Consider the following 17,846-nt stretch of genomic DNA (forward strand, 5'->3'; position numbering starts at 1 on the left):
TGTTATTCCTTATCTACTAACTGGCCATCATCACGCAGCCAAAAATCATAAAAGTTGAACCAGTGCAACGGGTGTCGTATCACCTGTTGCTCCAGCTTACGGGCATAATGGTCGATGCATTCGCCAATACGCTGCTGGCGGGTTTTGCGCGGCCCGCTGAGGGGAGCCGCCAGTTTTTCAAAGTGCAGCTCCGGGGTCGGATCGCCGGGTAAGCCCAGCATTAGATACAGCGGGCAATCGAGCACCGACGCCAACACGTAAGGACCGATGGAAAAAGCCGCCGCTTGACCGAGAAAATCGCTGTAATGCACCCGACCGAAATTGGTGGCCGAAGTGCGGTCACCGGCAATGATCACCAGTTCGCCAGCCGCCACCCGCTCCTGCAGGACAATGGCGGTTTCCGGTCCCAGCTCATCCACCTGCAGCAACTCGACCTGAGATCGAGGGTTCAATTCAGCCAATATGGCATTGAACTTCGCCGCATGGCGGGTCAGGGCCAGTACATTGATGCGCTTGCGAAACTCGGACTCAGCGGCGGCCCTGAAAATCTCTATATTGCCAAAATGCGCGGTCAGGATCATCGCTCCCTGCCCCCGCTCAAACAGATCGACCATCAACTGCCGGTTGGGGAACTGGGCCGGGCCGACATTCAGTTTGCCACTCCAGGCATCCAGTTTGGTCAAGGCAGCCTGCCCAAATGTCAGGAAGTGGCGGTAACTGGCCCAGTTGCCCGAGCCGATGCTCGGCAAGCCCTGGGCCTCACGGGCCGCGTTGGCCCGGGTCAGGTAGGCTTTGGATGCCTGTCTGGCCTCTGTGCCGGTCACAAAGAAATAGCCGATGATGAACGGCAGCACCGCCCGGCAAAGCCAGCGGCCACCATGGCGGTAGAGCCACAGCAGGGTTTTCAGTCCCCACATGGCACCGCGCTCTGACACCGAGCTCCAGTGCTTACGACGGCGCTTTCTGAACAGCAGTGACGGCAGACGCCACAACATGCCAAAGACCAGACGGGTGTGCATGCAACTGATTAGCCAGTTGTCTTCCAGGGCTCGAAAATGAGACCGTCCCTGTTCGGGGTAGATCACCGACGTTGGCTGCTGGATGATCGGCGTCCCCTGCCAGAACAATCGCACCAGTATCTCCGGGTCGAAGTCCATGCGGTCACCGACCCGCTGCTGTTCGATGACGTTAGCCACCGCGGCAACCGGGTAGACCCGAAAACCGCACATGGTGTCTTTCAGTTCCAGACTCAGGGTTTCCACCCATACCCAGACATGGGTCAGGTAGCGCGCCAGGTAGCGGTGCCGGGGCACCGACTCGTCGTAGCGGGGAATGCCGGTAACCACGGCGTCGGGCTGCCGTTTCGACAATGACAACAACTGCGGCAGATCATCGAGATCATGCTGACCATCGGCATCGACTTGAACCGCATGGCTGAATCCCTGCTGACGCGCCCACAGGATGCCGGTCTTCACCGCCGCCCCTTTACCGCCGTTGACCGGACGCCGAACCAGAGTCACCCAGTCGTGACGCGCGGCCAGCGCCTCTACCGCCGCCAGCTCTTCGGCACTGGAGCCATCGTCCACCACCACACAGGGCAACGCCATGGCCGCAAGCCGTTCAAGCACCGGCGCCAACTGCTGGCCATGGTTGTAGTGAGGAATCAGCAAGCAGGCGGTCATACCGACTCCGGCTCAAACACGATCCGACCACTGGAATAACGCTTTTCCGTGCAGAAGAAAGCAAACCGCACCCGACCCTCGTCGAGCCGTTCCAACTCCAGGGTCAGCTGTTGCCCGGGTCGCTGAAGCTGCTGAAACTTCACCACCTCGAGTCGGGCACAGCGCTCAGGCATGCCGTAGCAGGCCTGAGCCTGAGTGATGGCCCACTGCAACTGAACCACCCCTGGCAATACCGGCGCACCATTAAAGTGGCCGTTAAAATAATCCAGGTCTTCAGGAATCATCAGCGTGAATCGCGTCACACCGTCGACCTGGCGCTGTTGCAGCCACACAGGGTCAATCTTGGTCATCATGGAATAACTCCAGCAAAGCCGCCCTCGTCAGCTTACCTTGATGGTTAAATGGCAGGCGCTCAGGATAGCGCCAGCGTCTGGGCAAAGTCACCCGTTCAAAATGCCCAAGCAGGTGATCTTTCCAGCAAAGTGCCAACTGCCTGCCACCGAGATTGGCACGGGCCACCAGGCCGGCCTCGGTTAACTGCACCACAGCGCCAATTTGCGCACGCGCCGAGGGCAGCAACACCAAGGCCACCTGGGCGACCCATGGATGGCGCTCAAGCTCCTTTTCCATGCTCACCAGGCAGACCCGCTTTTCGGCGATTTTGACGGTGCGATCGGCACGCCCAAGCAGCTGCATCCCGTCGGCACTGAGGCTAACCCGGTCGTCGGTGCGATACCAGCGATCACCGTCGAGGTAGGGGGAACGAATCCACAACCGTTGCTGCTCACTCTTGACCTGGACACAGTCAAACGGCTGCCACAGCGGGTCCGGATGCTGTTCGCTGGCCCGGCGATGGGCAATGCCGCCGGTTTCGGTGCTGCCATAGATCTCCACCACCCCTTGTTGCCAGTGCCGGCAGCGCTCCAGCGCCGCATCGCGACGCAGGGGGCCGCCAGAACTGAACGCCATCACCGGCGCCACCCCCTCCTGCAACTGCCAATGTTGCAGCAGTGACGGGCTGGCGACCAGGGCGGCAGGGGCGTGGTGGGCCAGCGCCGCAGTCAGCGTTTCCGGGTACAGCAGGGTCTCAATAACAAAGGGACGCCCGGCGCAAAATGGCCACAACAGCCGAAACAGCAATCCGTAGATGTGCTGATGGGACACACTGGCCACCATCGTCGATCGCGCCAAGGCCTCACCGAACTGTTGCTCCAGCTCATTGATTTCGGCTTCCAGCTGCGACAGGGACTTGTCCACCGCTTTGGCTTCACCGCTGCTGCCGGAAGTAAACAAGCGCAAGCGCCCGCCAGGGCGCCATACGACCTCCTCGAAGTCGCAGTCTGCGGCCTGCCAGTGGTCGTCCATCTGCAACTGGTGGTGGTCCTCCAAGCGCTGCAAGGTCGATGCCTGGCCGTTGGCAGGCAGTATCACCTCAACGCCCAGCCCCAACAGCGCCAATAGGCGGATCAGGAAAGTCTGGGCATTGTCGCTGAACAGCAGCACCGACGCCGGAGGCTCGGTGCCGAGACTGGCCTGCACCCTGGCCACCTGCCGGCGCACATCGCTCAGCAGGATCTGGCCGTCCTCGGCGCCGCGACAGACCACGGAGTCATCGGCAAACAGTCGCGCCGTCAGCGACAGGGTCATACCGCCTCCTGGTACTTTGGCCGAATCAGCAACTCTGCAACCACCATCAGCCCCATCAGCCCGTAAGAGATCAGGCCGTTGTAAAGTGTCCAACACTCCATATCCCCGTAGATCACCGTGGCCGTTGCAATGCTGCCATTGACCACAAAAAACACGCACCAGGCCAAGGTGACCCGGCGCAGATAGGGCTGCGCCTGCGCCGGCAGATTCGGGTGCCGAAGGCGAGCAAACTGCTCCACCATCGACGGTGGGCGCCGCAACGACCAGCCAAAGGCAAGCAACATCAGGCCGTTGACCAGCACCGGATACCACAGCAGCACCCTTTCATCCCGGGTAAGCAGGTACAAACCAACCAGGCCTGCGCCCACCATGGGGATCGCCCGGCTTGAGCGGGGAACCATGGCGGCACGGATCAACAGCAGTGCCAATAGTAGAAAAGCAAAAGTCGGCCCCAATTGTTGCTGGACCGACACATACACTAATCCCGGGTACGCCACCAACAGCAGCGTCACCGTGATGGCAAACAGGGGCTTCATCAGGCGGGAATCAATTTTTCCAGTGCATCCAGAACGTCATTGACACTGCGAACGGCCTTAAACTCCTCAGGCTGAATCTTTACCCCTGTGGTTTGCTGCAGCTTGATCACCAGATCAACCGCATCGATGCTGTCCAGATCCAGGTCTTCATACAGGCTGGCCTCTGCGGTGATATCAGCGGCTTCAATTTCAAACTCTTCGACCAGAATGGCCGACAGTTCGGCAAACAGCTCTTCACGACGGCTCATGACTGCTCCCCTTGTTCAGTTTGGCTGCGAATAAAACCGGCCAGGGCCTCAACACTGGCAAAATGCGAACGGGTGTCTTCGGCATTGGGATCCAGTTTCACCCCATAGCGTTTCTTGATGGCCACCCCCAGTTCCAGGGCGTCGATGGAATCCAGACCCAGCCCTTCAATAAACAACGGGGCTTCGGTTTCAATGTCATCTACCGTAATCTCTTCCAGCTCCAGCGCGTCAATGATCAGCTGCTTTAACTCGGTAATTAATGGGTTCATTCTTTTTCTAACTCCGTATTAAATCTTTGTTCCATCTCGCGGGTCAGTCGCCTGACTTGCAACGACTCAGGCGCCCCCTCATCCGCGGGGCAGTCGATCGGGTCACCGACGTTCATGCTGATCACGAACCTCGATGGCGAGACCCTATACCAAGGCGTGCCCTTGGTCAGGGTCGTCGGGGTACAACGCAGGGTGATGGGCAATACCGTTGCCCGGCTCCCTAATACAATTCGGGCAGCGCCTCGCTGCATCTTGATGGGGGCGCCTGGGGTGGTTCTGGTGCCTTCGGGAAACACAATAATATTGTCGCCCTGCTGCAACTTCTGCCGGCTCAATCTTACCACGTCATCCGGACAATCATTGGCGATATAACCCGCGGCTTTGATCACCCATCGCATAAACGGGTTTCGCAATAACGATTGCTTGACGATGCAGTTGGTATGGGGAATCGCCGAAATCAACACCACCACATCCAGCAAGCAGGGATGGTTGGCGATGATCACCATTCCTTTGGCTTGCTGAAGCCGTTGCGGCTGGTCTATGACCACCCGAGTCACCCACAGCAACTCCATAAACCGCACGAAGAAACGAAACAACCAATGGACACAGCGCTGAGCACGCCGTTGCTTCTGCGCCGGGGCACCTGGCAGCAGCGACAGCAGCGGAAACAGACCGATGCCGGCGATAAGCCCACCCAAGCCAAACACGGCAAAACTCAAGCCGGTGGCGAGTATTCGATAGCCGTGATAGAGGGCCCGTATCACCGCAGCAGGCTCCAACGGTAACGCAGCCGCTCCTGTTGCATAACCGCACCACCATCGGCACCACTGAGCAGTCTCAGCACTTGCCAGGGCACCGAGGTCAGTCGCGGGTGATCGGCCGGGTCGTCGGTGACCTCGGCCTGCAACCGCATCGAGGCAGACAGTGACAAGCGCAGCGACAGGGCCATGGCGGGTTGTTGCGGTTCGGACGCCGTCAGGAATCGGTCCGGTACCGGTTCATCCACATACACCACCAACACGTCGCGGTCGGCACTTAACTGACTCTGGCCCTCAATCAGGGCCATCAGCAGAGTATCGCTGCCTGCGGCAATGGAGGTGGAGGGCTGGGTATTGGAAAAATGGATGCCATAACTGCCAGAGGCAAAGTTATGCACCGACTGACTAAAGCGAGTTGGCGATACCGCCTCACCGGCCAGCAGACCATCGAGCATGCCAACGGTCTGGCCGACTTCACCATGCTGGGACGCAAACACCGTCGGCAATGACTCCTCCCCGTTCAGCGGCTCTGCCACATACAGCGCCATCTTTGCCAGTCGGGTCAGGCGACGACGCTTCATCGCCGGTACAAACGGCAATGCCGGAGTTGATTCATCATCAGCACCGGGATAAATGGGCAGTTCGTTGGCAGAATTCCGGGTTGTCGATGTCCACCCCTGCCAACCCAGAACAGGGAAAGTATGTTTCATATCTCGTTGTAATTATGATTAAAGTCGTTATTCTGATTTACGCGAGCGCTACAATATCGTTTTTCGTCTACCCACACAAGAATGAGTAAACAAACCGAGCCAGAAATGACGCTTCCTACTCAGATTCATTCATTATTTTCATATAACGATCAACAGCTGCGAATTATTATCGGGGAATTTTTCGGCAGTCCAAATCGAAAGCAATTAAAACAAGCTCAGCGGGTCGCGGTGTTAAATCTATATAACCAACTCAATATTGACGGAAAATTCCCCGATAGCTGGTCAAAAGATATCAATGGCAAACCCTACTTTCGTGATCACTCCTGGCAATTGTCCATCAGTCACAGCGATCACTTCGTCGCCCTGGCCGTGGCCAGCCACGGCCCCCTGGGTATTGATTTGCAAACCCATGGCCGCCGGCGTCAATCACAACTGGCCCACTACCTGAACTGGCCCAAGCCACAGTTTTTCCATCGCTGGTGCCTGTACGAAGCGGCCTACAAAGCGGGGCTGGCTGGGCCGCGTCCGCTACAGGAACTGATTGCGGACACCGAGTTGTCGCCGTCCCCCTTTGCCGTTCTCAATGCCAGTGGCCACTGCTGGTCACCCCGTCCCAAGTTGTCTGCCGCTTTGATCACCGCGCCGGACTTGTCGACACCAGCTCTCTGTACTAGTTTGATAACAACGTAAAAAATTCAATTCTGCTCGGACGCATCCCACTTCGATGAGGGCGCCATACCCATGCCGACGTTGTTTTTTTATTGTCTGCTGCTGCTCCTCAGCGGTTGTAATAACCTGTATTTTTACTCGCCTAAGACCCAGGAATCACCGCTTCTGGCCTCACAAGATCCAGGCTACCAGGATCACTGGCTATCGTCGCAGTCCGGCAACCGGCTTCATCTTCAATACCACTTTGCCGACACTCGCAGCGATCGGTTAGTGATCCATTTTCATGGCAATGCAGGCAATCTCAGTGAAACCGGAGAAAAGGTGCTGTGGTTGCTCGAGCACGGGTTCGACGTGCTGATGTTCGACTACTCCGGTTATGGCCATTCCACTGGCCGAGCGACCTCAGAAGCGTTGGCGCAGGATGCCGAAACGCTGCTGCGCTTTGTCAGCCGCAATCCCATGACCCGTCACAAAGAGATCACCATCATTGCTACCTCCATGGGCAGCGCCATCGCCCTGGAGGGGTTAGCCTTAACCGGGCTGGAAAACCACTTTAATCAACTTCTGGTGGACAGCTCGTTTGATCTTTACTCACTGCTCGCCCGGGATGTGGTGGCTGACTACCCAGGAGGCCGACTTTGGCGCCACCTGATTCCCTGGTTTGTGGATGACCGCGCGTCACCCGTGCATACCGCCACCCAACTCAAGCAACTGCCGGTCATCATCTCCCACTGCCGCGACGACCGCCTCATCCCTTACCAGCGAGCCACTGGGCTCTATGACTCTCTGCATACCAATAAGCAGTGGTGGTTACTGGAGAATTGCCAGCACGCCAGAGGCTTTACCAACGACTACCCTGGCTATCAACAGCAATTACTGTTTCGACTTAATATGGGCAATACCGATCTTTTCGCCGACTCCGAATCGAAATCAAGCGAAACCACACGAACAACATCGGATAATTCGACGTCGATGGGGAATGACTCTTTTAGTAGTTCCCAGGCTAAATAATGCTGCGGGAACTGATGCTAAATATGCAGATTAAGTCTAAAAAGTATCGCTCAACCTAAATATCCTGCCAAAAATAAGAAATAAAAAGCGCAGCCATTAGCCGCGCTTTTTTTCATCTTATTCGGGTTAACATGATTGGCTTACGACACTATTCTCATGTTTTCAGACTGATCCGCGTGATATCCGGGACTCTACCGCCTCATCGAGGCGGGCATTGCACCACCTTTTAAGATGAGCCTGATGCTGCCACCGGTATCAAGCGCGCCCAGATCTGCGTCGATGGGCTGGCCTTATCTCGGTTCGCGCTGGCTATTCACGCTCATCCACGGCCACGCGAGCCGGATCCGGCGCCACCCATTGGCGTCGCTGGCCGGGTTCGGAGATCACATAACCCAGCATGACACCGATGCAACTCAGGCCGATGGCGATGCCCACCGCTTCCAGAGCCCGGCTGGCAAACAGGGCCACCGCCGCACTGGCTGCGAAACTGATGCTAATTTGAATGCTGTTTTGTAACCCTGCGGCGGTCGCCGGACACTCTTTGGCGCAACGCAGGGCTCGGTTGACCACGATGGGGTACAGGGCGCCGTTGGCGGCGGCCAGCAAGCAGAACGGCGCAATCAAAGGCCAGATCACCGGAATCGACAGCTGAGACACCACCAGCAGAATCAACGACGCCAGAGCAAACACCAACAGCAGCTGTTTCAGTACCCAGGCATCACCACACTTCTCGACCGCCCGCTTGCCCAGATAACCGCCGGCCATAAAGGCCAGTGTCTGGGGAATGAATACCCCGGCAATGTCACCGGCACCGTAGCCCAGGGAAGTCATCACCTTAGGCAGGCCGGTCAGAAACGCAAAGAAAGCCGCCGATCCAGCACTGTAGATCAGCACATTTCCCAAATAATTAGGCCGGCGCAGCAGCAAACCGAAATCGGCGGCGATGCCGGTGCTGACCGGCTGAGGCCGATCCGCAGGGCGCATCAAAGTTACGCCAAAACAGAGCGCCCCCATAACCGCCAGGGCAACAAAAATGGCTTGCCAATCAAAGCTATGCATCAGCACCACACCAAGTTGGGGTGCCAATGCCGGTGTCAGCGCCACCAGTGGCATGATGGTGGCAAACAACCGCTGGGCATCGGACTCGCTTTTCTCCGCGATCACCATCGCCTGCCAGATCACCGCTGCCGCCGACACGCCCAAGGCCTGTAACGCCCGCAGCAACAGCAGTTGCCAGATGCTGTCCACCACCAGAACCGCCAGCGACGACAGCACAAACAGACCTAAGCCCAACAACAAGGCATTGCGGCGACCGAAGCGGTCGGAGATCACGCCCCACAGCAACTGCCCCAACGCCAGTCCGGCCAGAAACACCGACAGGCTCAGTGCCACCGCTTCGGCGCCGCTACCAAAATAATCCTGCATCCGCTCAAAGGCAGGCAGGTACATATCGGTGGCCACAAATCCCAGCATCGACAAGGCTGCCAGGTATATCATTTCCAATCGAGCCATCTTCATAACATTTCCAATCAAAATTATTAATCAATGGGGCGGCGCCTACCCCATACATATCAAGGGCTGCGATTGTAGAGTTCGTAATGAAGAAAATTAAACGATATAATCCACCACTATCGTTCAAAAAATTTGAATCGTATGTTTTCCAAACACACCTTGGTGATGCTGGACACCGTCGCCCGGCTAGGGAGCTTTACCCAGGCCGCCCAGCAGTTGCACAAAGTGCCGTCCGCCATCAGTTATAACGTCAAGCAGGTTGAGCAGGACCTTGGCGTCACCCTGTTTCAGCGGCTTCCCCGTCGAGTCGAGCTCACGGAGGCGGGCCATCACTTCATGGCAGAAGCCCGCGTGATGCTGAGGCAGATGGAGGAGCTTCGGCAACAGACTCAGCGAGTCGCCAATGGCTGGCAACATACGCTTCGGCTGGCGCTGGATAATGTGGTCAAGCCGCTGCGAATCACCGCGCTGGTGCGCGATTTCTACCGTCAATTTGACGATGCGGAACTGGTGATCAGCATGGAAGTGTTTAACGGCGTATGGGATGCTCTGGCAGACGGTCGAGCCGACATCGCCATTGGTGCCACGTCGGCCATTCCAGTCGGCGGCGACTTTGGTTTTCGGGACATGGGAGAGTTACACTGGCGCTTTGTCATGGCCCCCCACCACCCGTGCGCCCAAGAGGCGGTGTTGACCCATCAGCAGCTGGAGCGCTACCCGGTGATCTGCCTGGAAGACAGCGCCCGCACCCTACCCAAACGCAGTAACTGGCAACTGGATAATCAGCGCCGACTGATGGTACCGGACTGGCCCAACGCCATTGCCTGTTTCATCGAAGGGCTGGGGCTGGGCTGCATGCCCAGCCACTATGCCGACCCCCTTATCAACCGGGGGTTGCTGGTGGAACGCTCGCTGCCGGATCCGCGCCGACCCAGCGCCTGCTGCCTGGCCTGGCGCAACGACGACAGCAACGCGTTGCTGGCCTGGGTCCTGGACTATCTGGGAGACAGCGAGCAACTGAACCGGGAGTGGCTCAGTTAAAGACCCGCCTCAACCAAAGGCCGGGTGATAGGCAACCTCACCCGTTGGGACGCTTCCCTTCAGGCTTCGAGCCATAAAGTACTCGGGCGGAACCCCTGGGTAGGTCAGCGACGATTCCGCCACGAAGCCAAAACGGCCGTAATAGGCCGGATCGCCCACCAGCACCACGCCGTTGACGCCTTGAGTGCTAAGCCGCAAAATCGCCTCATTGACCAGCGCCGAGCCAATACCCTGGCCCTGGCTGTCTGGCGTCACCGACACCGGCGCCAACCCGACCCAACCCAGGTTCTCACCATCAATGGTCACCGGCGACACGGCGATATGCCCGACCACTCGTTCCTGCTCCACTGCCACCAAGGACAACACCAACGCCCCCTGCTGGCGCAGCTTTTCCACGATCAGGTGCTCAGTCGGTTTCTCGCCCGGTTGGTGATGCGGATGGTCGACAAATGCCTCATAGGTAATGCGGCCGATGGCCTCGCTGTCGCCCCTGTGTTCAACTCGTATCTGCATAGCCCACCTCGCCAATGTTATTTTCCCCAAAGTGTACCTGAGTGGCCCTCGCAAACAATCACTTACACAGTTTTATCCGTTGCCTGGCCTTCGCTTTTACAGCGCCAGTCGCTTTTCCCTGGCCACCGAACAGCAGGGTCTGGTGTCGAACCCAGTTCAGGCCATCATGGATACGCCCTCTGTCGCAAACCGGTTTAGAAACCGTAAACAAGCTGTGGTATTTTTGCCGCTCCTCTGCGTCTATCCGCAACAATAAATTACAACAGGAACACCGCGTGTCATTTCGATCTCTTTTGCTAGGGCTGTCTCTGGTCGGTTCAGTCGCCATGGCGGCCGATCCATTGTCGGTTGCCTCCGACCCTTTCCGTCAACTGGATGAACTGCTGCCCACCCCGACGGTCTATCGAACCGCATCCGGCCAGCCCGGCCACCAGTACTGGCAACAGCAGGCCGACTACCGCATTCAGGTCACTCTGGACGATGCCAACCAGTCGTTGTCGGGTAAAGAGACCATCCACTATCAAAACCACTCCCCGGACCGATTGCGCTATCTGTGGGTTGCACTGGATCAAAATAAATTCCGCCAGGATTCTCTGGCCAACCGCATGCGAACGGTCGATGTTGCCCGCGAAGGCGACCAAGCCAATCGCATCGACATGGGCAGTTACCGCCGTGCCCTGAAGACCCAGACTCACCCGGCCGGCGTGACCCTGTCCCTGGTGGCCGATGGCCAGGGCCAGCCATTGCCCTATACCGTGGTTGATACCATGATGCGGGTCGATCTCGCCGCGCCGCTGGAACCGGGTCAGAGCACCGACCTCACCATCCACTGGCAATATCAGATTCATGAGCAAAAGGCCCTCGGGGGTCGCTCGGGCTACGAGTATTTTGAGCGGGACGACAACTACCTGTACGAAGTGGCTCAGTGGTTCCCCCGCATGGCGGTGTACAGCGATGCCCATGGCTGGCATAACAAGCCCTTCCTGCGTCACGGAGAGTTCACCCTGGAGTTTGGCGACTACGACGTCAGCATTACCGTGCCCGCCGACCACATCGTCAGCGCCACCGGCCAGCTTACCAACCCACAGCAGGTATTGACCGAGACTCAACGGCAGCGGTTACAGCGGGCAAAAACAGCCGACAAACCGATCAAGATCATTACCCTGGATGAAGCGCTGGCCAATGAAAAACGCCGGGCAACCGCCAATAAAACCTGGCGTTTCAAGGCCGAGAACGTGCGCGATTTCGCCTGGGCATCATCACGCAAGTTCCTCTGGGATGCACAGGGTTTCAAACAGGGTGGCACCGATACCCTGGCGATGTCGTTCTACCCCGAGGAAGCGACCCCTTTATGGGACCAGTATTCCACCGCTGCCATCATCCACACGCTTGGGGTCTACAACCGCTACAGCTTCGACTACCCCTATCCGGTCGCCATCTCGGTTAACGGCCCGGTGGGTGGCATGGAATACCCGATGATCTCCTTTAACGGCCCCAGACCGGAGATCAATAAAGAGGATCGCAGCGACCGTACCTGGTCCAGGCGCACCAAGTACGGCCTGATCACGGTGATCATTCACGAAGTCGGCCACAATTACTTCCCGATGATCGTCAACTCCGACGAGCGTCAGTGGACCTGGATGGATGAAGGCATCAACACCTTTGTCCAGTATCTGGCGGAACAAAGCTGGGAGGCCGACTACCCTTCCAAAGGCGGCGAACCCCGCCACATCACCGGCTACATGAAGAGCGACGGCCAGGTACCGATCATGTCCAACTCAGAATCGATTCTGCAGTTTGGCAATAATGCCTACTCCAAGCCGGCCACCGCCCTCAACATTTTACGCGAAACCATCCTCGGCCGAGACTTGTTTGACTTCGCGTTTCGCGAGTATGCCGAACGCTGGAAATTCAAACGCCCCATGCCGGCGGACTTCTTCCGCACCATGGAAGACGCCTCCGGCGTGGATCTGGACTGGTTCTGGCGCGGCTGGTTCTACACCACGGATCACGTCGACATCAGCATCGACGACGTACGCCAGTTCAGCGTCAACACTCAGGATCCCGACATCGAGTCTCAGTGGCAACGTCAACAGGAACAGGACAAGCCGGAAACCATCACCGATCGCCGCAATCAGGGCATGAGCCGCTTTACTGACGGCAAACCGGAACTGTTCGACTTCTACAACGAGCACGACAAGTTCACCGCCACCAATGCGGATCGCAACACCTATCGCGAAGATCTCGACAAGCTGGAGCCTTTTGAGCGCGAGTTGCTGAAAGACGATCACACCGTGTACCTGCTGGATTTCAGCAACCGAGGCGGGCTGGTGATGCCGATCCTGCTTGAGCTCAGCTACGACGATGGCAGCCGCGAGCATCTGACTCTGCCCGCCGAGATTTGGGTAAAGAATGCCAGCCAGGTCACCAGTATGCTGATTCGCCCTAAGGACAAACAACTGACTCAGGTGGTGGTGGATCCCCATTGGCAAACCGCCGATGTGGATACCAGCAACAACCACTTTCCGCGCCAAATTCAGCCATCTCGATTGCAGCTGTTTAAGGAGAAGAAAAAGAAAAACATGATGCAGAAACATCGGGAAGCCTTAAAGGATGCCACTGAAGATAAAGGCCACTCATGAGACGGCTTATAGCGACACTGTTGCTGGCGGTGCTGGCTCTGCCCTGCTGGAGCCACCGCTACCACTTCGGCATGACCCAGATGACTCTAAGTGCCGATGGTGCCAGCCTGGAGATCGTCCACCGATACAGTGCCCATGACATGAGTGCGGCGCTGGCCCTGCAGGCCGATGAGGAGTTCGAGGGCAACGAGGCTCGGCTGCAGGCCTACCTGAAACAGCACTACGTGCTGCTCGACGGCGATGATCAGGTCATTGCCCCTCAGTGGGTTGGTCAGGAGTCGGACGTTCGGGATCTGTGGCTCTATCAGGAGCTGCCGCTCACCGACCGGTTGCGCGCGCAGATCAGCCAGGGGGTTCGCGTCGGCGTCACCCTGCTGTTCGAACTGGAGCCCTCTCAGGTCAACACCCTGACACTGCAGGGGCAAAATTCGCTGCAGACATGGCAACTGGATCGCCGCCAACCGGCGGCCACCCTGCGCCTGAATCTGCAATGATCATTGGCCCGGAGTGCGAACCCGGGCCATTATCAGCGCATCCACGTAGTGGCCGTCCCTGAAGGCGTAATCCCGGGCACGGCCCTCCAGCTCAAATCCCTGTTTGCGATACAGTGCCTGCGCCACGGGATTGTCCGCATACACCTCCAGCTCGATGCGCCGCAAGGCCAGCCAGTTGTCGGCCAGATCCAGCAGGGCCATCAACAGCGCGGTGCCTATCCCCTGCCCTTGCACCTCCGGCGCCACCGACATCCCCAGATTGGCCACATGGCGCCGCCGCGGTGCCGTGCACTGCTCCAGCGCACCGCTGGCTACCACCCGGCCATCCAGCTCCACCACCAGAAAGTGCACATGCTCCGGCGAATCCGTGATTCGCTTTTGCCACATCTCCTCGGTTGGGTAAGGCAGCTGCAGAGTATTGCCATAGCAACTGGGGGCCGACATGGCCTGGGCGATGTCGGCGGCATCGGCGGGTCTGGGGGCTCGAATCAGCATGCAGCGTTCCTCAATTGGCGCATCTCTTTGGGTTTAAGACCTCTCTTTCTCTCACGATTTCAAAGGCTTTACAACCACAGGCTGGGGTAACCCCTGCCTCTAAAGCAAAGGCAGGGGCAGTCGCCGGACGACTGTGCCAACGTCAACGGCTAGCCCTCGTCATAGGGGTTGGCCATGCTGGCCTTAAGCGAGTAGCCAGCGGCAAACGTCTCCATGTCGTAAGTCACGGCACTGAGAGTCCCGGTTACCCAGATGGCATCCCAGACGATGTCCTGAGGCAACCCCTGCGGGTAACTGACGTAGACGATCTGGTTGGTGGGCGGTGGCGGCACATGAATGCAGGCGCCGTAGTAAGGCACCAGCAAGAACTCAGTCACCAGTTCACCGTCCCCTTCCAGGGGCACCACAAACCCTGCCAGGCGTACCTCTTTGCCATTGAGTTCGCTAACCACCTTGCCGTAGGTCTGAACCCAATCGATGGGTGCCGACTCATCAGCAAACATCGGATGAATGGCCGCCGAGGGCGGCGGCGGCGGATTGTCTCGCTCCTCCTGAGGAATCAATGCGTCCCACTCCAGTACTCGGGGTTCCGCCTGAGCCAGCTGGCTCAGCAAGGCCAAAAAAGCCACTGCCAGATATCGTGCTTTCATCTACTCTCCTTACAACCTTTGAGTCAGGCCATCATTCAGGGTTTGACGATATGCCCGCCAGGCGGGCAACACCCCTGCCAGGCTGCCTGCTATCTGCACCGCCACCATCATCCACAGGACAGAGTTTGCAGGCAGACCCAAACTTAACTCCAACCCGTAATTGGACCGAGCCCACGGCGACAGAGCCAACACCCCGAGCTGAGCCAGCAGGTAGCCCAGTAGCGTACCCACCAGACTGAGCAAGGCCGCCTCGCCCCACAACAACAGGAAAATGTGCCTGGGCCCGGCGCCCATCGCCCGCAGAATCGCAATTTCTCGCCGCCGCTCACCCAGGCTGGCCAGCAGTGTAGTCAGCATGCCAATCAGCCCCACCGCCACCACAAAGCCGGAAACAATCGCCAGCGCCCGCTCCCCTTGTGATAACAGCGCCCACAGTTGCGACAGCGCCAGTCCCGGCAAAATCGCCGACAGCGGCTCGCTGCGATTGGTGTTGATGGCACGTTGTACGCCAAGCAGTTGCAGTTTGCTGTCCAGTCCGACCAGAAATGCCGTCAGGGTTTTGGGGGTCAAATCGTACTCAGCCGCTTGTTCGCCACTCACCGCATAGCGGCGACTGCCCCCCTGCCAACCAAGGTGAATCGCCTCAATCGCCTCCAGGGAAACATGCAGGCTGCGGTCCACCGGTGTGCCCGTCGGCGCCAGCACGCCGACGACACGAAATGGCATCTCGTCGTGTTTGGAAAAACTGACCGATCCGCCGGCGCCGTGGGCCAACACCAGCTCATCTTCGAGCTGATAGCCGAGTTTAGCGGCCACTTCAGACCCCAGCACCACCTCGAACAAGCCGCTGAAAGGCACTCCCTTTGCCAGGCTCAACGATTGCCCCTGGCCAAAGCGGTAGTAACGGAAATAGTCCAGGTTCGTCCCCACCACCCGGTAGCCTCGGTGTGAGTCTCCCAGGGACAAGGGAATGGTCCAGGCGATCCCTTTGGTGGAAGCCAGGCGCCGATAGGTGTCATAACCAATGTTGTTGGTGGCATCCCCAAGACGAAACACAGAATAGAGCAACAGGTTAATACTGCCGCTGCGGGCACCGACCACCAGATCGGTCCCGGAGATGGTGTTGGCAAAGCTCTGTCTGGCCTGAGTGCGGACCATCTCTACGCCAATGAACAGGGCCACAGACAAGGTGATCACCAGCAAAGTCAGGCCGACACTGGTGCGTCGGTTGGACAGGCTACGAGCCATCAAGGTCAGCATGGCAGTACCTCTGTGCCCAGGGCACCCTCGACAAGCCGATAACTTCGGTCGACCACTCGGCTTACGGCCGGGTCATGACTGACCAGCAACAGCGCCGAGCCGCAAAGCGCGCATTGCTCGGTCAGCAGCGCCAGGAATCGATCCCTGGCGGTCGGATCCAGGGCCGACGTCGGCTCATCCGCCAAAATCAGGCCTGGCGCACCGATCAGCGCGCGGGCGGCGGCCACCCGCTGTTGCTGCCCCACCGACAACCGGGTCACTGGCTGTGACAGCAGTGATTTATCCAGCTCCATCGCCTGCAGCAGTCGCGCCGTCTCCCCTTCGGCATTACCGGCGCGGTGACGCCGCGGCTTAGAAAATCGCAATGGCAGCAACACATTTTCTGCCACACTCAGGTAAGGCAACAGGTTAAATTGTTGAAAAATAATGCCCATGGATTCGGCCCGCAACCGATCCCGGGCAACGGCCGACAACGACCCAAGCGAGGTGCCGTCCACATCCAGTCGCCCCTGGTAGCCGGGCAGCACCCCGCTCACCAGATTGAGCAGGGTGGACTTGCCACTGCCTGAGGCCCCCTGCAGCAACACCCGCTCTCCCGGCTGCAGTGACATCTGCGCCACCTTCAGGCTGCGCTCGCTACCGGCCCAGCGGTAACTGAGTCCTTCAATGACCAATCGAGTCATGCCCCCCCCTACCAGTCGAGAGTGACATGCTGGCGATCCAACTGCCCGCCACCACTGCCCGTTGGCGTCAACCGTTGCACCGTCAACTGACTCAGCTCGGGAAACTGGTCAAACAGCCGCACCGTCACCTGGGTCAACGCCGCCGGGGAAGCACAGCGCCACTGCCATTGCACCTGCAGGTCCATATGATCCTGCGCCGATGGCTCATCCAGGCCCAGGGGGCGCTCGACAGACACGCCATCAGGCTGGCACTGGGCGTCCGGGGACAGGCTAAACAGCCGGTGTCCCGCCTCCAGGTTCGACAGCGCCTGAGCGACTCTCTGCTGCTCGTCAGCATTGGTCGGGGCGTGTTCAAAGCCCCACAGCGAGTGGGTGTCCACCTCCAGGCTCAGCTGCAGCAATTGCTGATCCTGAACCAGGGTTAATAAGCCTGCGCCATGAACATGGGCCTGATGGGATTCGAAATCATGGTGGTGCTCATGGTGGTGGTGCTCATGCTCCGATGCCCAACTGGACAGCGACATGGGGGCCAGGCACAGCACCAGGGCCATACGGCCGAATACAACTTGGGTTTGCATAAATAACTCCGTCTTGGGATTTGAAGATTAGGTTCAATCAGGACGGAGTGGCAGGAGGGTCGCGATTACCGCTGTTGCACTGAAACAGGTGCAGGGTTGGCCAAGACTCATTCGCGGTGACTGTCGCCACCATTGGCAGGGCCGGCCAGTGGCAAGACGGCGTTGCCGCAGCCTGAAACCAGTGATCGATCAGCAGCGCATGGGCACAAGGCACGCCGGCCTCATGATGGTGCAGCGACTCCTCCAGCCCCTGGCTGGCCAGCATCGACAGGCTGACTGTCCACAGCAGCAGCAACAGGGCGACCGCCCTGATGGGGAGTCGGGTCATCGGCACAGGCATGCACACATAATCAGGCTAAAAAGTTCTTAAAATAGTAGACGACTTATACCATTAGCGGCAGATCGGCAACAGCCCTGAGTTGTAAGCGGACGCGTCACCAGACGCCTC

21 protein-coding genes are annotated in these 17,846 nt (G+C 58.5%); 5 read left to right on the plus strand and 16 right to left on the minus strand.

Annotated elements, in window-relative coordinates; all coding sequences use genetic code 11:
• Nucleotides 1-2: 2 nt before the first annotated feature.
• Genes H598_RS0113810 through H598_RS25650 form a run of 8 tightly spaced genes read right to left on the minus strand, consistent with a single transcriptional unit; the run spans nt 3 to nt 5,850 of the window.
• Nucleotides 3-1,682 (minus strand): glycosyltransferase family 2 protein, encoded by a 1,680-nt coding sequence (locus tag H598_RS0113810; RefSeq protein ID WP_028113527.1) that lies wholly within the window; start codon nt 1,680-1,682, stop codon nt 3-5.
• Nucleotides 1,679-2,035: an ApeI family dehydratase gene (locus tag H598_RS0113815; RefSeq protein WP_028113528.1), complete on the minus strand. Its 357-nt coding sequence runs from the start codon at nt 2,033-2,035 to the stop codon at nt 1,679-1,681. Before H598_RS0113815 ends, H598_RS0113810 begins: the two co-directional genes overlap by 4 nt.
• Nucleotides 2,019-3,329, minus strand: a complete 1,311-nt coding sequence (locus H598_RS24400; RefSeq protein WP_051252729.1) for an AMP-binding protein — start codon at nt 3,327-3,329, stop codon at nt 2,019-2,021. Before H598_RS24400 ends, H598_RS0113815 begins: the two co-directional genes overlap by 17 nt.
• Nucleotides 3,326-3,865 (minus strand): COG4648 family protein, encoded by a 540-nt coding sequence (locus H598_RS0113825; RefSeq protein WP_028113529.1) that lies wholly within the window; start codon nt 3,863-3,865, stop codon nt 3,326-3,328. Before H598_RS0113825 ends, H598_RS24400 begins: the two co-directional genes overlap by 4 nt.
• Nucleotides 3,865-4,113 (minus strand): acyl carrier protein, encoded by a 249-nt coding sequence (locus H598_RS0113830; RefSeq protein WP_028113530.1) that lies wholly within the window; start codon nt 4,111-4,113, stop codon nt 3,865-3,867. Before H598_RS0113830 ends, H598_RS0113825 begins: the two co-directional genes overlap by 1 nt.
• Nucleotides 4,110-4,382 carry a phosphopantetheine-binding protein gene (locus tag H598_RS0113835; RefSeq protein WP_028113531.1) on the minus strand — a complete coding sequence of 91 codons (273 nt, stop codon included), beginning with the start codon at nt 4,380-4,382 and terminating at the stop codon, nt 4,110-4,112. The genes H598_RS0113830 and H598_RS0113835 overlap by 4 nt, the downstream gene beginning before the upstream one ends.
• Nucleotides 4,379-5,146, minus strand: coding sequence for a lysophospholipid acyltransferase family protein (locus H598_RS0113840; RefSeq protein ID WP_028113532.1), 768 nt, complete (start codon nt 5,144-5,146; stop codon nt 4,379-4,381). Before H598_RS0113840 ends, H598_RS0113835 begins: the two co-directional genes overlap by 4 nt.
• Nucleotides 5,143-5,850, minus strand: coding sequence for a beta-ketoacyl synthase chain length factor (locus H598_RS25650; protein WP_084144473.1), 708 nt, complete (start codon nt 5,848-5,850; stop codon nt 5,143-5,145). Before H598_RS25650 ends, H598_RS0113840 begins: the two co-directional genes overlap by 4 nt.
• A 228-nt stretch (nt 5,851-6,078) precedes the next feature.
• Between H598_RS25650 and H598_RS0113850 the strand changes: the two genes are divergently transcribed.
• Nucleotides 6,079-6,540, plus strand: coding sequence for a 4'-phosphopantetheinyl transferase family protein (locus tag H598_RS0113850; RefSeq protein WP_156897054.1), 462 nt, complete (start codon nt 6,079-6,081; stop codon nt 6,538-6,540).
• Nucleotides 6,541-6,591: 51 nt separating this feature from the next.
• A complete protein-coding gene (locus H598_RS0113855; RefSeq protein WP_028113534.1) occupies nt 6,592-7,530 on the plus strand; it encodes an alpha/beta hydrolase in 939 nt (312 codons plus the stop codon).
• A gap of 309 nt (nt 7,531-7,839) precedes the next feature.
• On the opposite strand, the gene punC is transcribed toward H598_RS0113855, so the two are convergent.
• Complete coding sequence (punC, locus tag H598_RS0113860; protein ID WP_245595600.1) at nt 7,840-9,042, minus strand: purine nucleoside transporter PunC; 1,203 nt, start codon at nt 9,040-9,042, stop codon at nt 7,840-7,842.
• A 141-nt stretch (nt 9,043-9,183) separates the two neighbouring features.
• On the opposite strand from punC, the gene punR reads away from it, so the two are divergent.
• Nucleotides 9,184-10,083, plus strand: coding sequence for a DNA-binding transcriptional activator PunR (gene punR, locus H598_RS0113865; protein WP_028113536.1), 900 nt, complete (start codon nt 9,184-9,186; stop codon nt 10,081-10,083).
• 9 nt (nt 10,084-10,092) lie between these two features.
• Here punR and H598_RS0113870 read toward each other — a convergent pair whose 3' ends face one another.
• The gene (locus H598_RS0113870) at nt 10,093-10,596 is read right to left on the minus strand and encodes a GNAT family N-acetyltransferase (protein ID WP_028113537.1); all 504 of its coding nucleotides are present in this window, start codon (nt 10,594-10,596) and stop codon (nt 10,093-10,095) included.
• Nucleotides 10,597-10,922: 326 nt separating this feature from the next.
• On the opposite strand from H598_RS0113870, the gene H598_RS0113875 reads away from it, so the two are divergent.
• Entirely contained in the window at nt 10,923-13,238 is a 2,316-nt protein-coding gene (locus tag H598_RS0113875) for a M1 family metallopeptidase (RefSeq protein ID WP_051252779.1), read from the plus strand.
• Nucleotides 13,235-13,732 (plus strand): DUF6702 family protein, encoded by a 498-nt coding sequence (locus tag H598_RS0113880; RefSeq protein WP_156897055.1) that lies wholly within the window; start codon nt 13,235-13,237, stop codon nt 13,730-13,732. Before H598_RS0113875 ends, H598_RS0113880 begins: the two co-directional genes overlap by 4 nt.
• Here the strand turns inward: H598_RS0113880 and H598_RS0113885 are convergent, their stop codons facing one another.
• The 6 genes from H598_RS0113885 to H598_RS0113910 form a co-directional block, all read right to left on the minus strand.
• Nucleotides 13,733-14,227, minus strand: a complete 495-nt coding sequence (locus tag H598_RS0113885; protein ID WP_028113540.1) for a GNAT family N-acetyltransferase — start codon at nt 14,225-14,227, stop codon at nt 13,733-13,735. It abuts the gene before it with no gap.
• Between the two features lie 149 nt (nt 14,228-14,376).
• Nucleotides 14,377-14,877 (minus strand): DUF3299 domain-containing protein, encoded by a 501-nt coding sequence (locus H598_RS0113890; RefSeq protein ID WP_028113541.1) that lies wholly within the window; start codon nt 14,875-14,877, stop codon nt 14,377-14,379.
• 9 nt (nt 14,878-14,886) lie between these two features.
• Nucleotides 14,887-16,137, minus strand: coding sequence for an ABC transporter permease (locus H598_RS0113895; RefSeq protein ID WP_028113542.1), 1,251 nt, complete (start codon nt 16,135-16,137; stop codon nt 14,887-14,889).
• A complete protein-coding gene (locus H598_RS0113900) occupies nt 16,131-16,820 on the minus strand; it encodes an ATP-binding cassette domain-containing protein (RefSeq protein WP_028113543.1) in 690 nt (229 codons plus the stop codon). The genes H598_RS0113895 and H598_RS0113900 overlap by 7 nt, the downstream gene beginning before the upstream one ends.
• Before the next feature lie 8 nt (nt 16,821-16,828).
• A complete protein-coding gene (locus H598_RS0113905) occupies nt 16,829-17,398 on the minus strand; it encodes a ZrgA family zinc uptake protein (RefSeq protein ID WP_028113544.1) in 570 nt (189 codons plus the stop codon).
• Between the two features lie 37 nt (nt 17,399-17,435).
• The gene (locus H598_RS0113910) at nt 17,436-17,726 is read right to left on the minus strand and encodes a hypothetical protein (protein ID WP_156897056.1); all 291 of its coding nucleotides are present in this window, start codon (nt 17,724-17,726) and stop codon (nt 17,436-17,438) included.
• Nucleotides 17,727-17,846 lie beyond the last annotated feature (120 nt).

The organism is Ferrimonas kyonanensis DSM 18153 (genome assembly GCF_000425405.1).
Classification (GTDB): Bacteria; Pseudomonadota; Gammaproteobacteria; order Enterobacterales; family Shewanellaceae; genus Ferrimonas; species Ferrimonas kyonanensis.